Annotated in this window: 13 protein-coding genes; 8 read left to right on the forward strand and 5 right to left on the reverse strand. The window is 69.2% G+C overall.

All coding sequences use genetic code 11. The features are described from left to right. Positions 1-161: 161 nt before the first annotated feature. Together P3F85_RS13040 and P3F85_RS13045 are read right to left on the reverse strand one after the other, a co-directional pair. Positions 162-995, reverse strand: a complete 834-nt coding sequence (locus P3F85_RS13040) for an amidohydrolase (protein WP_374008104.1) — start codon at positions 993-995, stop codon at positions 162-164. Continuing rightward, positions 992-2,338, reverse strand: a complete 1,347-nt coding sequence (locus P3F85_RS13045) for an alpha-L-fucosidase (protein WP_374010936.1) — start codon at positions 2,336-2,338, stop codon at positions 992-994. The genes P3F85_RS13040 and P3F85_RS13045 overlap by 4 nt, the downstream gene beginning before the upstream one ends. Before the next feature lie 122 nt (positions 2,339-2,460). On the opposite strand from P3F85_RS13045, the gene P3F85_RS13050 reads away from it, so the two are divergent. The 8 genes from P3F85_RS13050 to P3F85_RS13085 all read left to right on the forward strand — a co-directional run bounded on the left by P3F85_RS13050 (position 2,461) and on the right by P3F85_RS13085 (position 11,322). Next, a complete protein-coding gene (locus P3F85_RS13050; protein WP_374008106.1) occupies positions 2,461-3,825 on the forward strand; it encodes an alpha-L-fucosidase in 1,365 nt (454 codons plus the stop codon). Positions 3,826-3,930: 105 nt separating this feature from the next. After that, positions 3,931-5,175, forward strand: coding sequence for an ABC transporter substrate-binding protein (locus tag P3F85_RS13055; RefSeq protein ID WP_374008108.1), 1,245 nt, complete (start codon positions 3,931-3,933; stop codon positions 5,173-5,175). Positions 5,176-5,178: 3 nt separating this feature from the next. Then, positions 5,179-6,165, forward strand: coding sequence for a carbohydrate ABC transporter permease (locus P3F85_RS13060; protein WP_374008110.1), 987 nt, complete (start codon positions 5,179-5,181; stop codon positions 6,163-6,165). Further along, positions 6,155-7,030, forward strand: coding sequence for a carbohydrate ABC transporter permease (locus P3F85_RS13065; protein WP_374008112.1), 876 nt, complete (start codon positions 6,155-6,157; stop codon positions 7,028-7,030). Before P3F85_RS13060 ends, P3F85_RS13065 begins: the two co-directional genes overlap by 11 nt. Before the next feature lie 29 nt (positions 7,031-7,059). Further along, entirely contained in the window at positions 7,060-8,184 is a 1,125-nt protein-coding gene (locus P3F85_RS13070) for a mandelate racemase/muconate lactonizing enzyme family protein (RefSeq protein ID WP_374008113.1), read from the forward strand. Further along, positions 8,184-9,164 (forward strand): aldo/keto reductase, encoded by a 981-nt coding sequence (locus P3F85_RS13075; protein WP_374008115.1) that lies wholly within the window; start codon positions 8,184-8,186, stop codon positions 9,162-9,164. Before P3F85_RS13070 ends, P3F85_RS13075 begins: the two co-directional genes overlap by 1 nt. Positions 9,165-9,219: 55 nt before the next feature. Then, positions 9,220-9,927, forward strand: coding sequence for a GntR family transcriptional regulator (locus P3F85_RS13080; RefSeq protein WP_374008117.1), 708 nt, complete (start codon positions 9,220-9,222; stop codon positions 9,925-9,927). A 102-nt stretch (positions 9,928-10,029) separates the two neighbouring features. Continuing rightward, the gene (locus P3F85_RS13085; RefSeq protein WP_374008119.1) at positions 10,030-11,322 is read left to right on the forward strand and encodes an enolase C-terminal domain-like protein; all 1,293 of its coding nucleotides are present in this window, start codon (positions 10,030-10,032) and stop codon (positions 11,320-11,322) included. Positions 11,323-11,437: 115 nt separating this feature from the next. Here the strand turns inward: P3F85_RS13085 and P3F85_RS13090 are convergent, their stop codons facing one another. From P3F85_RS13090 to P3F85_RS13100, 3 genes are all read right to left on the reverse strand, one after another. Beyond that, the gene (locus P3F85_RS13090) at positions 11,438-12,388 is read right to left on the reverse strand and encodes an acetylxylan esterase (protein WP_374008120.1); all 951 of its coding nucleotides are present in this window, start codon (positions 12,386-12,388) and stop codon (positions 11,438-11,440) included. 58 nt (positions 12,389-12,446) lie between these two features. Next, the gene (locus tag P3F85_RS13095; RefSeq protein ID WP_374008122.1) at positions 12,447-15,053 is read right to left on the reverse strand and encodes a X2-like carbohydrate binding domain-containing protein; all 2,607 of its coding nucleotides are present in this window, start codon (positions 15,051-15,053) and stop codon (positions 12,447-12,449) included. Positions 15,054-15,166: 113 nt separating this feature from the next. Further along, a complete protein-coding gene (locus tag P3F85_RS13100) occupies positions 15,167-17,368 on the reverse strand; it encodes an alpha-galactosidase (RefSeq protein ID WP_374008124.1) in 2,202 nt (733 codons plus the stop codon). Between the last annotated feature and the right edge of the window lie 38 nt (positions 17,369-17,406).

Below are 17,406 nucleotides of genomic sequence, written 5' to 3' on the forward strand. Positions count from 1 at the left end.
GAAGATTTGCGCCAAATCGCGGTTATGGGTCGCCGTTTCCCACGATTTGGCGCAAATCTCGGGGGCTGCAGCGCGGCAACCCGCGGCACCCCTCACGCCTCGACGGCGGCGAGCAGTACCGCAGGAGAACCGAAGGCTGCGCGACCGAATTTCCTGCGCGGTCAGCGCAGGCGGTAGGCGCGGACGGCGGTGCCGTCGAGCACGTCGGCACGCTCGTCGGGGCTGAGGCCCGCGAGCAGCTCCGCGGTGACGGCGACGGTCTCCGCGTAGGAGGTCGCCAGGGTCGAGACGGGCCAGTCGCCGCCGTAGAGCATCCGCGACGGGGAGAAGGCGGCGAGCGCTCGGTCGGTGTACGGCCGGAGGTCCGCGGCGGCGGCTCGCCCGGACGGGCCCAGCGTCGTCAGTCCCGACAGCTTCACGAACACGTTGGGCCGCCGGCCCAGCTCGTCGATGAGCCGTCCCCACTCGCCCGGGTCCTCGCCGACCGGCGGGGTCCCGAGGTGGTCGACCACCAATCGCAGCTCGGGCACGGCGTCCGCGACCGCCACCGCGTGCTCCAGGTGGCGCGGCAGCACGCCGATCACGTCGTAGGCGAGCCCGCGAGAGGCCAGAACAGTGAGGGAGCGGTGAACGGCGGGCTGGCCCAGCCAGTCGGGGTCCGCCTCGTCGTGGATGAGATGCCGGATGCCGACCAGCGGTCCTGCGGCGGCCCAGGCGTCCAGCGCGTCCCCGACCCGCTCCGGATCGCGGAGGTCGACCCACGCGACCACGCCTGCGACCATCGGGTGCTGTGCAGCAACGGCGAACATCGCGGCGGAGTCCTCCGTGGTGCCCGCCGCCTGGACCAGCACCACCCGGTCCACACCAGCGTCACGCAGTTGGGGCTCGGCTTCCGCGAACGTGAACGTGCGGTTGATCGGCGCGACGGCGTCGGTCAGCCAGGAGTAGGTGCCCCGCTCGAGGTCCCACAGGTGCAGGTGGGCGTCGACGGTCATGCGCCGGCGAGGTCGAAGCGGACGAGCGTCGGGCCCGCGACAGAGGGCTCGGGCAGCGTCAGTGTCAACGCGTCGCCGTCACGCACGACGGCCGTGGGTGTGCCGTCGGCGAGCCGTGCCGTGCCTTCCCGTACCGCGTCCGAGACCCGGGCGATGCGAACCGGCCCCGTGGCGTGGACGAACGCGTTTGCGACGCCATCCGTCCGCGTCCACCGGACCCAGGGTTCCTCCGAGGACCCGGCGATGGACGCGTCCAGCGGCCGCGAGCCGAAGACGGCGTCGCCGTTCACCGCGTTCCATGCCGCCAGGTGCTCGAGCGTGCGCCGCTGCAGGTCGGGAACGGTGCCGCGCGCAGTCAGCCCCACGTTGAGGAGCAGGTTGCCGCCGCGGGAGACGATGTCGACGAACGAGGCGACGGCATCCGGCCCGCCCAGCAGGTGACGCTCATCCTCTTCGGCGTTGTAGCCGAACGAGTATCCGATGCCCCGGCAGTTCTCCCACGCACCCGCGCCCTCGACATTCGTGCCGTTCTGGTATTCGCTCGTCCGGAAGTCCCAGTGCGTCTCGCCCCAGCGGTCGTTGGAGACCCCGTCGGGCACAGCGTCGTAGAACTTCTCGAACAGGCTCTCCATGCTGAAGGGTCCGCTGGGCTTCCCCGCGTCCGGCCATTCGATGTCCCCCCACAGGATGTCGGGCCGGTAGCGGTCGATGAGGTCGGCCACGTGGCCGTGGGCGTACTCGGCGTACCCGGCGTCGACGGGCCGGCGGAAGGCCTGGCCGTCGTCGGTGATGGGCTCGAGGTCGGCGAAGTGCCAGTCGAGGCCTCCCGAGTAGTACACGCCGAAGCGGATACCCGCCTTGCGCGCGGCGCGCTCGAAGTCGCCGACCAGGTCGCGGTGCGGGCCCCGGGCGACGGTGTTGCGGCCGTCCGTGCCGGGCGCATCCCACAGGGTCACTCCGTCGTGGTGCTTAGTGGTCGGGACGAAGTAGCGCGCCCCCGTGCTCTTCACGAGCTCCATGAAGACGTCGGGGTCGAACTCCGCCGGGTCCCACTGATCGAGGAAGTCGTCGTAGGGCGCGCCTCCGTAGACCTCGCGCTGGTGCTCGGCGGCCGGGCTGCCCGCGATCCGGATGGTGTTGAAGTACCACTCGGCGTACGGGTTGTGCGCGAACCAGTACTGCTTCTCGATGGTGCCCAGCTCGCCGATCGGCTCCGCCCAGGCCGGGACGGAGTACGGACCCCAGTGCACGAAGATCCCGAGCTTGGCGTCGGTGAACCAGGCGGGAGTCTCTCGCTCGAACCGGCGGTAGTTCTCGGGGCGGACGGGGTCGTCTGTGAACATGGCCACGCTGGAGGTCTCCTTCGTCATCGAATGGATCAGCCGGGTGCGATTGTGCTCCGCATCCTGGATCCATATCCTATAGGCAATAGCATCCACGCTGAAAGACTCGAAGGAGAGTTTCCGTGATCACCGCGCTCGACGCAGCACCCGCCTCGTTCGTCCGGCCCACCGACTTCCGGCTCCCCGGTGGCGAATGGTTCATCGGAGCCGGCTTCGGCCTGTTCGTTCACTGGGACCACGCCAGCCAGCAGGGTATCGAGATCTCCTGGCCGCTGGTCGGTCGTTCCATCATCCCCGGTTCCGACGGCGTCGAGGACAGCGTGAGCGTCGAGCAGTACCAATCGACCGCCGCGACCTTCGACCCGGTCGAGTGGGATGCTGTGGCTCTGGCCCGCCTCGCCAAGCGCGCGGGCGCGCGCTATGTCGTGTTCACTGCTCGCCATCACGCGGGCTATTCCATGTTCCACACGGAGCACTCGAGCTTCGGCATCGAGCACTCGCCGTTCGGTCGCGACATCACCCGCGAGTTCGTCGAGGCGATCCGCGCCGAAGGGATCCGGGTCGGCATCTACTACAGCCTGCCCGACTGGAACCACCCCGACTACCCGGCGTTCCGGATGGAGGACCGACCGTACCCGCTCGAGCACTGGCCCATGGCGGGCGATCCCGCCAACGCCGGCACCCCGGTGGCCGAGGACCGGCATCGTCGCCCGACTCCGGAACAGTGGCAGCGCTACCAGCGGTACCTGCGCGGACAGCTGACCGAACTGCTGACGAACTACGGCACGATCGATCTGCTCTGGTTCGACGGCGAGTGGGAGCGGTCGGAGGAGGAGTGGGACAGCGCCGGCCTCCGCGCACACATCAAGTCCCTGCAGCCGGACGTCGTCATCAACGACCGTCTGCTCGGCCAGGGCGACTACGAGACGCCGGAGCAGGGCTTCCCGGTGACCCCGCCGGACGGACCATGGGAGCTCTGCATGACGATCGGGCAGATGTGGGCGTGGCGTCCCGGCGACACCAAGAGTAAGAGCACCACGTCGCTCATCACCACGCTGATCGAGGTCGCGAGCCGCGGAGGAAACCTCCTGCTGAACATCGGCCCGAAGGGCGATGGCAGCCTCAACGAGTCGCAGGTGCGCACTCTGGAAGAGATCGGGGTGTGGATGGATCGGCACTCCGACAGCGTCATCGGCGTCTCCCCCACGGTCGGCGTCGACTACTACGGCCCGTCGACCGCCCGCCCGGGGACCCTCTACCTGCACCTCGTCTCGCGCCCCATCGAGCAGCTCGTGGTGCGCGGCATCCCTGTCGGCCGGGTCACCAGCGTGCGGCTCCTGGCCACCGACGCGGAGCTGCCGTACGAGGTGAACCTGGAGGTGCACGAGCAGCAGGCGCCCGGCGTCGACCCCCTGGGCGAACTGCGCATCCCGGCCCCGCAGCCGTCCGGGGCACCGATCGACGTGATCGCGATCGATTTTGCTTGACGGCGCGGACTCCCAGCCCTAAGCTCCCGGGCAGAGCCTATATCGTAGACCCTATAGGATCTGCATCACCCGAACCGCGTGAATCCAATGGAGGAGGCACAGCACGTGACATCACGAAGCAAGCGCAAGGCGGCCCGGATCGGCACCGCAATCCTGATCACCGGCGCTCTCACCGCACTGGCCGGCTGCGCCGGCGGCGGCGGAGACGCCAAGGGCGGCCCGATCAGCATGTACACCTGGGTCAGCAGTCAGAGCGACCGCGACCAGTGGCAGGCGTTCATCGACCTCGGCAAGAAGGTCGATCCGACTCTCGACGTGAAGATCGAGGGACCCAGCTTCAACGATTACTGGACGAAAGTGAAGACCCGCCTGAGCGGCTCCAACCCGCCGTGCCTGCTGACCACGCAGGCGGCGCGCGCCCAGGAGTTGTCGGGCCTGCTCATGCCGCTGGACGACCTGATCAAGAAGCACAAGCTGGACACCTCGGCATTCGATGAGTCGATGCTCAAGGGCATGACGGTCGACGGCACCATCCGCGCCATCCCCTACGACGCGGAGCCGATCGTCCTCTACTACAACGCGGACAACTTCGCGAAAGCCGGACTGCAGGCCCCCAGCACCACCTACTCCCGCGAACAGTTCCTCGCCGACGCGAAGAAGCTGACGACGGGAGACCACAAGGCGCTCGCCATCGCACCCGGCTTCTTCATCCCGAACGCCTGGGCGATCGCCGACGGCGCGCAAGCGGTGAAGGACTCCAAGCTCGACCTGACCAACTCCAAGCTGGTCGACGAGGTGCAGTCGTACTTCGACCTGGTCGGCAAGGAGGGCATCGCCAAGGCGCCCGAGGCAGCAGACGGCTCGGATGTCTCGCAGTCCGCCTTCACCAGCGGCGCGGTCGACATGCTGATCGAGGGCCCGTGGATGTACGGCACCTTTGCCGAAGCCGCGAAGTTCACGATGGGCGTCACGATCGTCCCGAGTACCTCCGGCGAGGCGCACGGCATGACCGCGGGCTCGGGCTTCGGCATCGCCAAGAACTGCAAGGACCCGGACGGCGCCTTCAAGGCGATCATGGCCATGACCGACTCCAGCGTGCTCAAGGGCCAGGCCGAGAAGCGCGGCATCGTCCCCTCGCGGGCCGACGCCCAGTCCGCCTGGGCCGAGGGCAAGTCCCCCGAGGCCTACGCCGCGGTGCAGGCCCTGCTGAAGAACGCGACGGCGCAGATCACCACCCCCACCTGGAACCAGGTGGAGACCCTGTTCACCCAGTACGGCGTCGAAGGTTACCGGGGTGACAAGACCGCCAAGGACGTGCTGAACACGATCCAGAACTCGGTGGGACAGTAGCGCATGACCTCGCCGCTGATCACGGGCGTCGTCGTCTCTGACGAGACGGCGGCGCCCGCCGCGCCCCCGACGCGCCCATTCGGCGTGCCGCACCCCACTCCCCCGCGCCAGGGAGGCCGCAAGCGCCGCGGCGACGGCTGGACGGCCCTGGCCTACCTGTGGCCCGGACTCGCCGGGTTCCTCTTCTTCATCGTGGTGCCGTTGATCGGCTCGCTGGTGATCAGCCTGTTCGAGTGGCCTCTCTTCGGATCGCCGACGTTCCTCGGGCTTGCCAACTACCAGAAGCTGTTCAGCGACCCCACCTTCTACACCGTGCTGCTCAACACGGTGATCTTCGCCTTCGTCTACACGGCCCTGAACCTCGTGCTCGCCCTCGCCGTCTCCCTGTGGCTGAACACCCGCATCAAGTTCGCGGGCTTCTGGCGGGTGGTCTTCTTCCTGCCGGCCATCACGCCGATGGTGGCGAACGCCCTCGTCTGGCGCCTGCTCCTCAGCGACGACGGCCTGGTCAACTCGGCCCTCGCCGGCATCGGGATCGACGGGCCGAGCTGGCTCTCCGACTCCCGCTTCGCGCTGGCGTCCGTGATCGCGATGTCCGTCTGGCAGTCCTTCGGCTACAACGTGATCGTGCTGTCGGCAGGGCTCGGCGGCATCCCGAAGGAGATCCTCGAAGCGGCCAGGATGGACGGCACCAACGCCTGGCAGCGGCTGCGGTCGATCATCCTCCCGATGATCTCCCCCTCGCTGTTCTTCACGATGACGATGACGATGATCGGCGCCTTCCAGGTGTTCGTGCAGCCGCAGATCCTGACCCAGGGAGGCCCGGGCGAGGCGACGAACACCTTCGTGCTGTACCTGTACCGGAACGGCTTCGTCTTCGACCGGCTCGGCTACGCCTCCGCGCTCGCCTGGATGCTGTTCATCGTCGTGATGCTGATCACCGCCCTGCAGTTCGCCGGCCAGAAGAGGTGGGTCAACTATGACAAGTGAGACGCTCGACCGGACCCGCCACCGCCTGCGCCCGGCGCAGCGCGCCGTCCTCGCCAAGACCTGGCTGAACACCGCGGCGATAGCGGCCGTGGCGCTGCTGTTCACCTTCCCGTTCATCTGGATGTTCTTCTCGGCGCTCAAGCCCGAGTCCGAGGTGTTCTCGCCGAAGCCGACGTTCATCGGCTCGGAGGTGAAGTGGTCGAACTTCGTCGACGCCTGGACGCTCGTGCCGTTCGGACGCTTCATCTTCAACGGCTTCTTCGTCGCGATCTGCGGTGCGCTGCTGTCGGTCATCGTGGCCGTGCTCTCGGCGTACGCCTTCTCGCGGCTGCGCTTCAAGTACCGCGACCAGCTCTTCCTGCTCTACGTGCTCACCCTCGTGCTGCCGCAGGAGGTGCTCGTCGTCCCGCTGTTCATCATGATGAACCAGCTGGGGCTGGTCGACACGTACGCGGCACTGATCATCCCGTTCGCGTTCACCGCGTTCGGCACCTTCCTGCTGCGGCAGTTCTTCCTGACGATCCCCATCGAGTTCGAGGAGGCCGCGCTGATCGACGGCGCCTCGCGCTTCCGGACGCTGTGGTCGGTGCTGCTGCCACAGCTGACCGCTCCGATCTCGGTCCTCGGCGTGTTCTCGTTCGTCGGCTACTACAACTCGTACCTCTGGCCGCTGATCATCATCAACAGCCAGGAGCTGGCGACCGTTCCGCTGGGCCTCTCCATGTTCACCGGAGAACACGGCACCCAGTGGAGCCTCCTGATGGCCGCCTCGACCATCGCGATCATCCCCTCGCTCGTCATCGTCGCCGTCCTTCAGCGCCAGCTGGTCAAGGGAGTCGCCCTCGGCGGCTTCGGCGGACGCTGACCCGTGCACACACCAGAAAGCAGAGAACCATGAGCCTCGCACCGCCTGCCGTCCTCACCTTCGTCGACGGCACGATCGTCTCCGCCGAGGCGTGGCTGAGCGACCTGGAGGTCGAGACGGTCCGCACCGACGCGGTGCAGTCCTTCCTCAAGCAGGAGACGATCTTCGTGCGGCTGCGCACCGCCGGCGGCGTCGAGGGCATCGGCTACAGCTACACGATCGGCACGGGAGGCGCCGCGGTGCTCTGCCTGCTGCGCGAGACGCTGCTGGATGCCCTGGTCGGGATGGATGTCAGCCGTCCTGAGGACGTCTGGCGCGCCCTCTTCTCGTCCACGCGGGCGACGACGGTCGGCCTCATCACGTCGCTCGCCCTCGCGGCGGTGGACACGGCGGTCTGGGACGCGCGCTGCAAGGCCGCCGGGCTCCCGCTGTGGGTCGCCGCTGGTGGCGCGCAGCCGCGCATCCCGCTCTACGACACCGAGGGCGGCTGGCTCCACTTCAGCACGGACGAGCTCGTCGCGCAGGCGCTCGAGTCGCAGGCCCGGGGTCTGGGCGGCGTGAAGATCAAGGTCGGCAAGGCGCGTGCGCACGAGGACTACGAACGGCTACTCGCTGTGCGCGAGGCCGTCGGGGACAGGATGGACATCATGGTCGATGCCAACCAGTCGATGACCGCCGCCGAGGCGATCCGCCGTGCCGCGTTGTTCGAGCGACTCGATATCTTCTGGTTCGAGGAGCCGCTCCCGGCGGAGGACGTCGCCGGCCACCGCCGCCTCGCGGAGTCCACCACTGTGCCGGTGGCGGTCGGCGAGTCCATCTACTCCGTCGGGCATTTCCGCGAGTACCTGCAGTCGGGCGCGGCCTCGATCATCCAGGCCGATGTCGCCAGGGTCGGCGGGATCACGCCATGGCTCAAGGTGGCGCACCTTGCGGAGGCCTTCAACGTATCCATCGCACCGCATTTCCTCATGGAGCTGCACGTGTCGCTGTGCTGCGCCGTTCCGAATGCGCTTTACCTGGAGCACATCCCCCAGCTCCGTGCGGTGACTCGGACGGAGATGGCGATCGGCGACGGGTACGGGCTGGCGCCCTCCGCGCCCGGGCTCGGCATCGAGTGGGACCTCGACGCCGTCGACGATCGACGGGTCGCCTGATGCCGGGTGGCACTCGGCCGTTCGGCCGCGGCGGCCTCGCCGTCGGCCCCATCGGGTACGGCTCGGCCGCGCTGGGCAACCTGTTCTCCGCGCGGCCGGAGGACATCTGGCCGCGGATCGTGCCGGCGGCATCGGAGGCAGGCATCCGCTACTTCGATTCCGCGCCGCACTACGGCCTGGGACTCGCGGAGGAACGCCTCGGCGCAGGACTGCGCGACCTCCCCCGCGACGAGTACATCCTGTCCACGAAGGTGGGCCGTGTCATTGAGCCGAACCCGGATCACCGGCCGGGCGAGACCGACATCGCCAACCTGTTCGACGTGCCGGCGACGCGCCGTCGACGCCGCGACTACTCGCGCGACGGCGTGCTGCGTTCGGTCGAGGACTCCCTCAATCGACTCGGCGTCGACCGCATCGACGTGCTCTTCGTGCACGACCCGGACGAGTTCGAGCGCGAGGCCCTGGAGGGTGCCTTCCCCGCGCTGGAGGAACTCCGCTCCCAGGGCGTCATCCGTTCCTACGGGGCCGGGATGAACCAGACCGCGATGCTCACCCGCTTCGTCCGCGAGACCGACCTCGACATCGTGATGTGCGCCAACCGGTACACACTGCTCGACCCGTCCGCGGAACGCGACCTGCTGCCCGCTGCGCTGGAGCGGGGGGTCTCCGTCGCCGTCGCCGCCGTCTTCAACTCGGGCATCCTGGCCACCGAGCGGCCCGCGGCCGACGCGACCTTCGAGTACGCCGCGTCCTCGCCCCAGCTCATCGAGCGCGTCGAGCGGATCGCGGACGTCGCCGAGCGCCACGGCGCGACCGTCCCCCAGCTCGCCGTACAGTTCCCCCTGCGCCACCGGGCAGTGTCGACGGTGGTGCTCGGCGCGGACACCCCGGAGCAGATCGAACGGAACGCCCGTCTGGCCGATTCTCCGGTGCCGGACGAGGTGTGGGATGAGCTCTCCGCGGAGGGGCTCCTGGCGTGAAGATCCTGCATCCTCTATCCTCTCGGACCACCCGCAGCCGACCTAGGATGTGCACATGACCATCCAATCGGGGGAACACTTCCTGCCGGCCCGGCGCGCGCTGGCCGACGACGTGTACGACGCCGTCCTCGGTCTGCTCATGGACCAGGTGATCGAACCGGGCAGCCGAGCCAGCATCGATGGCATCGCCCGGCAGCTCAACGTCTCGCCTACGCCGGTGCGTGAGGCCCTTGCCCGCCTGGAGTCGGAGGGGCTCGTCGTCAAGAAGGCGCTCAAGGGCTACACCGCCGCGCCCCTGCTCGACAGCGACGGCTTGCGCCAGCTGTTCGAGATGCGGCGGCTGCTGGAGCCGTACGCCGCCCGCAACGCAGCGGGCGAGCTGAACGCAGACACTCTGCAGCAGCTCGAGGACCTGTGCGAGGCCATGCACCGGAGCGGCCAGGCGGCGCACACGGGCGAGGACCGATTCAAGGACTACAAGGACTTCGCCAACCAGGACGCCGAGTTCCATCGCCTGATCGCGGAGCACTCGGGCAACGACCTGCTGGCCGACGCGATCGGGCGCCTCCGCTCGCACATGCACCAGTACCGCATCTACTTCACGCACGGCGTGGTCGACGAGACCTCGGGCGAGCACGAGGCGGTGCTCGAAGCGTTGCGCAGCGGCAAGCCGGCTTCCGCCGAGAGGGCGATGCTCGATCACATCACCAAGTCGTACGCCCGCATCTCGGCCAGCTTGCGACAGGCCGAGCAGGCGGGCTGACGTACCCGAGAGCCCCGGCCTCGGCGAGGTCGGGGCTCTTTCATTCCCCGAAGTGCAGCTATATCCAATAGGATATTGGTAGCCGAACGGAAGGACAACGGAGTGAGCATCGTCACCGGCTTCGAGACCCTGGATGTGCGATTCGAGACGTCTGCGACGCTCGACGGCTCCGACGCGATGAATCCCGACCCCGACTACTCGGCGGCGTACCTGCGGGTGACCACGGACGCCGCAGACGGTCACGAGGGTCACGCGTTCGTCTTCACGATCGGTCGCGGAAACGACGTGCAGGTCGCCGCCATCGAGACGGTGGCGCGGCGGGTCGTCGGCCGTGACGTCGAAGCGCTGCTCGACGACCTCGGCGGCCTCTGGCGTGAGTTCGTCTACGACTCGCAACTGCGCTGGCTGGGCCCGGAGAAGGGCGTCATGCACATGGCGATCGGCGCGGTGGTGAACGCGTTCTGGGATCTGAAAGCCAAGCGCGCCGGGATGCCTCTCTGGCAGCTGCTGTCGCGCCTGTCCCCCGAGGAACTGGTCGCGCTGGTCGACTTCCGCTATCTGACGGACGCACTGTCACGTGACGACGCGCTGGCGCTGCTCCGCGCGGCCGAGCCGGGCCGAGCGGCCCGGGAGGCGGAACTGCTGGCCTCCGGCTACCCGGGATACACGACGACGCCGGGCTGGCTCGGGTACTCCGACGACAAGCTCCGCAGGCTCGCGCGCGAGGCCGTCGATGACGGCTTCACCCAGATCAAGCTCAAGGTGGGCGACCGCCTGGAGGACGACATCCGGCGTCTCGGCATCGCCCGCGACACCGTGGGTCCCGACGTGCGCATCGCGATCGACGCCAACCAGCGCTGGGACCGCGACCAGGCGATCGAGTGGATCCGCGCCCTCGCACCGTTCGACCTCGCCTGGGTGGAGGAGCCGACCAGCCCGGACGACGTGCTGGCTCACGCGGCGATCGCCCGCGCTGTGTCGCCGGTGCCCATCGCCACAGGCGAGCACGGGATGAACCGCGTGCTGTTCAAGCAGCTGTTGCAGGCAGAGGCGGCCGCCGTGGTCCAGATCGATTCCACCCGCGTCGCCGGCGTGAACGAGAACATCGCCATCCTGCTGCTCGCGGCGAAGTTCGGCGTTCCGGTATGCCCGCACGCCGGCGGAGTGGGGCTCTGCGAGGCCGTCCAGCATTTCGCGATGTTCGACTATGTCGCCGTCTCGGGCAGCCAGGACGGCCGCATGATCGAGTACACGACGCACCTGCACGAGCACTTCGTCGCACCCGTCCGGCTCGAGAACGGACGCTACCGCGCGCCGCTCACGCCGGGCACCGGGATGGAGATGCTCGCATCGTCGCTGCGTGACCACACCGTAGAAGCCGCCCTGGGCGACTGATCCCGGAGCTCGGGAGCGGCCGGATGCCGCCTTCATGCGCGAACGACGGCATCCGGCCGCCCCCGGGCTTCGGGTTGGGGCTTCGGGCTGGGGCTTCTGGCTGGGGCTCCGGGCGTCAGCCTTCGCTGGTCGCGTCGGCGGGGTCGACACCGAACCGCTCGCGCAACACCGCCAGAGCGCCGCGCCGGTCGTCGGTGCCCCCGGCCTCGTGTCCGGCCCCCGGCCACTCCCGGAAGCTCACGGGACCTGCGTAGGCCTCCGCCGCGGCGCGGGCGGTCTCGGGTGGGCAGATGTCGTCGTCCAGCCCGTCGCTGATCCACCCGGGAGCAGTCGCGTGCCGGGCCGAGGTGACGCCGTCCACGTACGAGAGCGTGCGCGCGACCGCGGCGGCCCGGTCGGGATGCTCCGCGAGGTACGCGCGGAGCTCCAGCCATGGGCCCTGCGCCGCGAGCCGCACCCCGTCCGGCGCGTGGGTCAGGAAGGGCGCCTGGGCGAGCACAGCCACGAGGTCGGGGACGAGCGCTCCGACGCCGAGGGCGATCCCGCCTCCCTGGCTGTTCCCGATCGCCGCGACCGTGGTCGCATCCACCTCGTCGAGGGAGCGCAGCGCATCGACGGCGCGCGCGGCGTCGACGAAGACGCCGCGGTAGTACGAGCTCGGTGGGTCCAGGATGCCGTCCAGCAGGTGGCCCGTGCTGCCGCCGCCCTGCCCGTGGGTGCTCACGAGCAACTGGGCGAAGCCGGCGGCGGCCCACGTGAGATCGTCGATCGGCGACAGCCGTCCTGCGCCGTAGCCGTTGGCGTGCACCACGGCCGGCACGGGACCGCTGCGGTGATGCGGCATCCGCAGCCAGCCACGCACCCGCCTCCCGTCCGACCCCGAGAAGGACACGTCGAAGACATCGATCTCGGTGAGACCTGTGTCGACGCGGTCGAGGCGGAGGTCGAGGGGATGCCGGCGGGCGTCATCCAGCGCCTCTGCCCAGAAGTCGTCGTAGTCGTCCGGCGTCGGCAGCGGCTCGCGACCGAGGAGCGCACGGTCGATGCCGACGTGGCTGTTCTTCATGTGCTTCGCTCCAAAGAATAGGGGTGGGCCGGGCGATGCGCCCGGCCCACCCGGTGGATCACCGTACGGTGTAGCGAACGGCGTCGGTACGCATCACATCGCCCGACTCTTTGACGGCCATGAAGGTGTGCTCGCCGTTCCGGAGGCCGGACGTACTGAACACCTTCTGCTGCGTGCGGCGGGAATCGCTGTGCGTGTCGACGCGCTTGACCCGCTTGCCGTCGATGTACACGTCCACGACGCCCTGGTCCGGGCCGGTGGGCGAGACCCAGTCGACACCCGTGCCCGTGAAGGCGAACGAGACCGAGGCGCCCGCATCCTTCGTCGAGTGGATGTCGTCCAGGTAGTCTCCGCGGAAGCCGATGTTCAGCGTGGTCGCGCCGACGGGCAGCGTTGCGAGGTACGCAGTGCTGAGCGTGACGGTCGAGCCGGACACGGTGTAGTCGGAGCCTTTCGAGAGCGTCTTCCCGTTGGCGGTGATCCCGGTGAACTCGTCCGGGTCGCGAAGCACGGAGAACGCCGCCGCGGCCGGCGCCTTGGTGTCGAAGGACACCGAGGACGGGTCGATCAGGTTCGGCTGCAGCACGTCCAGCCGGTCGATCAGCATGAACTGGCCGGACTTCATCACCACGCGCAGCGTGTGCTGCCCGTTGGGGAGGTCGTTCGTCGTGAACACCGTCTGCTGCGGGGTGTGCGAAGCGCTCGGGATGTTGGCGCTGATCGTCTTCACCAGCTGGCCGTCGATGTAGACGTCCGCGTCGCCCTCCGAGGAGTCCAGCTCGGTCAGGTACGAGACTCCGGTGCCGGTGAACGTATACGAGAACGAGTCGCTGCCGGGGTGCTCGGCGTAGTGCACGTCGTTCTGGTAGTCGCCGAGGTTGCGGCCGGAGCTGTACCCCCATTGGCCGGAGTACGCGATACCGGGGTCGGTGTCGTTGATGCTCGTGGTGCGCGTCGGCCCCGTGGATGTGGACGGCGCGGGCGTGCCCGTGTCGGTCACGTTCACCGTCAGCGGCTGCGACGTCGAGGCGACCTCGGCCCCGCCGTTGCGGGTCCAGGTGCCGCCGTACTTCATCCCGAGCGCGTCGTCGTTGACGGTCACCGTTGCGCCCCGGTCCGGCGTCACCTTGAGCAGCCGGACGCCGTGGATCGGCACGTCGGACGCGGTGAATGCGTTGTCCGCGCGGCCCAGGTTCTTTCGCGCCCACAGGTCGCGGACCGTGGCCGAGCCCTTCAGCCCGATGTCGGACCACTTCGCGGTCACATCCGACTCGGCGCGGCCGAGATTGAACAGCGCGACCGTGTAGCTGCCGTCGGCGTTCAGCGCGTACCAGACCTGCTGCTTCGCGGTCGTCGAAACGGGCCGGGCAGGCACGCCGGCCTGGTCGACACCCACGACCTCCGGGTTGGTAAGCAGTTCGAGCCCGAGCTGGTCGAGCTTCGTGAGGTCGTTGCCGGTGTACATCGGCGCGGCCGAGATCGCCCACAGCGTGGTGGCCGTCCGTCGCTCGTCCGGCGTGAGTCCATCCATCTTCCCGTTGCCGACATCGAGGGAGTCGAAGTCGTTCCAGCCGCCGGGTCCTGCGTGCCGCCACCAGTCCGCGGCCCGCGGGAAGAGCCGGTTGATGTTCTCCCACTGGGTCAGGGCTTCGCCGTTGCAGTAGCACTCGACGTCCCAGTCGACGCGCCAGCCGTTCGCGTACTGCTTCCAGTAGTCGGCGTAGTTGATATCGAGCGCCCAGGAGAGCTCGAACCAGATGTTGTGCTTCTTGAGCGCCTTCGACCACGCGGCGACGTCATCGCGCGCGTCCACCGACCCGTCACTGATGCCCGAGCCGGGGGTGACGCTGTCGAACTTGACGAAGTTGACGCCCAGGTCCGCCAGTTCATCGGCGATCGAGTCGACGTACTTCTGCGAGCACGGGTTCGAGAAGTCGATGCGGTAGCCGATCTTCCAGTAGTCGGCCTGCTGCGGAGGCTGCTTCATGATGTCGTGCGTGGTGCAGCCGGGCGCGTTGGCGATGGGGTAGGCCTTCTCGTACAGCTCCATCGAGATGCCGGGGATGAGGTAGACGCCGAACTTCTGACCGTTGGCGTGCACGTGGTCGATGACCTTCTTCAACCCCTGCGGGTACAGCGTCGCGCTCGGAGTGGGGCGGCCGTTGGCGTCCACGCCGTCGCTCCAGCCGGCGTCCACGTTGATGCGGTCGTAGCCGGCCTTGCCGAGCTTGGCCTTCATCGCATCGGACTGGGCGATGAGCTGGTCAGCGGTGATCCACTTCCCGTTCCCGCTGTAGACCTGCATGCTGTAGCTGCTCCAGCCGAGATACGGCTTGAGCGCCCAGGGGTCGGCGGTGGACGCTGCCGGCGGGATGGGCGTCGGCACGGTGGGTGCAGACGCCTTCGGCGCGGCGGTCGGTGCCGCGGTCGGTGCCGCGCTTGGCGTCGCCGTCGGGGCCGTCGTCTGCGCCGCGCTCGGCGTGGGAGTCGCCGTGGCCGTCGGCTCCCCGCTCGGTGCGGACGTCGCACCGGCGGTCGCGCTGGGCGTCGAGGTGGGGGTGGGAGTCGCGCTGGCGGGAACGGCGGCGGCCGCCACCAGTCCCAGCGCCGCGACCGCAGCGACGAGAGCCGGCAGGCTCCGTCGCGCACGTGTCTTGCGGGTCATGTTCTTCCTCTCTGAAGAGCCCCCGACCCGCAAGACACTGACGCGTCGGTGCGGGAGGAGCGGTCGGTGCGGTGGGCCGTCTGTTTGGGGCGTGCGCGACCTGTGCCCGGCTGTCAGGAGAGCCGGACCAGGTCGAACAGCATCGCCTGTTGCGGATTGAGGGTGGGCAGGGGGACGCCCGCGACCGCGAGGACCGATCCGGGGAGGACGGTGCCGGCGGGGTCGAGCGCGGCGGTGATCCAGGTCGGGTCGGCGCTCTGGTGGCGACTGGCCGGACCGAACTCGTCCCGGATACGGACGCGGTAGCGGCCGTCCGGGTCGAGACCCGGGAAGCGCACGCGGCCGGACTGGCCGGGCGCAGAGGTCGCGAGCCGCGCCCAGGTGAAGACGGCGCGGGAGCCGTCACCGGCGACGATCCCGGTGAACACCGTCGCGTCGTCGGCCAGGTCGGCGTTGACGATCCGGCCGGAATGGATGAGGCCGCGCAGCTCCCGGTAGACCGCACCCCACCGCGCCATGACCTCCAGCTCGTCGTCGCCGGCCTCCTGCAGATCCCATTCGATGCCGGCGTGGGCCGTGAGCGCGACGATGAGACGGAACGACAGGTCGGTGCGGCGGGAGGTGGTGTGCGACCGCTCCGCGCCGAGGTGTGAGCCGATGAGTTCCGGCGGAACCAGCATCCGCGTCCAGCGTTCGATCTGCAGGCGCTCGACGGGGTCATTGCAGTCGGATGCCCAGACCCGGTCGGTTCGCTGCAGGATGCCGAGGTCGACGCGGCCGCCACCGCCCGAGCAGGTCTCGATCTCGAGATGCGAGTGGCGCTCGCGCAGCGTGTCCAGCATCCGGTACAGCGCAAGGGTCTGATCGTGCACGGCGGGCCGGTCGATGCCCGCGTAGCCGCTCACCGCCTCGGAGAGATCGCGGTTGTGGTCCCACTTGATGTAGTCGACCGCGTACTCCTCGACGATCGCGCTGATCTGCCCGAGCACGTGCTGGTAGGCATCGGGACGGGTGAGGTCGAGTACGTACTGGTCGCGCGCCGCGGCACCGAGCTCGCGCGGTCCGAGTACCCAGTCGGGATGCGCGCGGGCGAGATCGGAGTCGAGGTTGACCATCTCGGGCTCGAACCAGATCCCGAACTGCATCCCGCGCTCCCGGACCCGCGCGACGAGCGGGTGGAGCCCCTCGGGCCAGACGGTGCGGTCGACGACCCAGTCACCGAGGCCGGCGTTCGCGTCCCGGCGGTCGTGGAACCAGCCGTCGTCGAGGACGAAGCGCTCTACACCCACCCGTGCGGCACGGTCCACGAGAGCGGTGAGCCGCTCCAGGTCGTGGTCGAAGTAGACGGCCTCCCACGAGTTGAGGGTGAGCGGACGCGGCGAATGCGGATGCGACGCACGGGCCCGCAGCCTCTGATGGAGCCGATCGGACAGGCCGTCGAGCCCCGCGCCCGACCAGACGAAGAGCGCGGTGGGCGCGACGTACCGGTCGCCTGCGCTCAGGGCGATCTCGCCCGGGCCGAGGCCCTCTCCCACGCCGAGGACCGCCGAGAAGGCACCGGCACCCTCGGTGAGCCGCTCCACCACGTACTCGGCGTCGCCGCTCCAGGCCAGGTGGGTGGCCCACGCCTCTCCGCGGCCGAAGCCGAGGTCCTCGGTCCCTGCAACGACGAGGAAGGGGGCGTCATGGCCCGGCTTGCCGCGATGAGCGCGGCGGACGTGGCTGCCGAAGAAGAGCGGGCCGCGCTGCGGCGCCCGCTCTCGGCACCACTTCCCGGTGAAGTCGAGCACATCGACGGCACGTTCCGGCACGGGGAGCAGGACCCGGAGCGCGTCGAGCGTGTACGGGATGTCGGCCCCTGCCACGTCGAGGGCGACATCGCGGACGACCGAGACGTCGACGGAGAGCACCCCGAATCGGTCGAGGGCGAGGGCCATGGTCGACCGGAGACCGGTGACGGCGTCGGCCAGCTCGATCTCGATCCTGCCGCCGTCGCCGCCGTCCTCGTCGTAGCGGGCGGCGACGGTGCGCGGGCGCGGAGTGGTCGCCGTCCCAGCGGCGTGCCCCTCCTGCGCGGGGGTGCCGGCCCACCCCTCGAACTCGGTCGGCCACAGGCTGAATGCGCGGGGGATGTCCGGGGAGTTGTTCAGCACGGCCGGACCGCCGGTCTCCCGCAGCGCGGCGGCGGCGGCGTCATCCATCGGGCCGAGGTCGGCCCCCCAATGCAGGACGCGCGGCACACGTCCCGCCGTGTCGATCACGAGCGAGGTGCCTGCTGCGCGCAGGGTCAGAACGGCGCCGTAGCCGTCGAGCATGAAGGGACTCCTAGCGGATGTCGGTTACTTGACAGTGT

This window comes from Leifsonia sp. T36S-04 (genome assembly GCF_042465655.1).
Taxonomy (GTDB): Bacteria; Actinomycetota; Actinomycetes; order Actinomycetales; family Microbacteriaceae; genus Leifsonia.